The sequence below is a fragment of the Weissella cibaria genome, assembly GCF_004521965.1.
Classification (GTDB): Bacteria; Bacillota; Bacilli; order Lactobacillales; family Lactobacillaceae; genus Weissella; species Weissella cibaria_A.
On sequence record NZ_SDGK01000020.1, the window covers coordinates 1 to 342 of the forward strand.

Sequence of the window (342 nt, forward strand, 5' to 3'; positions counted from 1 at the left end):
ACTAAATAAGCCGCCTCGAGAACCGGAAATGATTTGAACACTAGCGTGAGAGCTTCTTCTTCCGTGATATATTCGTTCAAGCCTCGCATATATTTACGATGGGTAGTTTCTAAGTTGCTGTATTTTTTGAGGAAAAGGCGCCAGCCGTTTTTCATTATTTTGTATTCACGAGAGTGCTTATCAAGTAGATGCTGAATGCCTGTGCGAATAGTGTTGATGGCACGGGTCATTAGTTGAACGATATGGAATCGATCAATGACAATTTGGGCATTAGGAAATAGTTCCGGCACGAGGGTAGCGTAGCTAGCGTTCATGTCCATGACGACGTGCGTGACTGCCTGG

At 44.4% G+C, this 342-nt stretch carries 1 protein-coding gene; it reads right to left on the reverse strand.

Annotated elements, in window-relative coordinates; translation table 11 throughout:
- On the reverse strand, positions 1-342 hold a 342-nt coding region (locus EST42_RS03350), incomplete at both ends, for a transposase (RefSeq protein WP_167711064.1).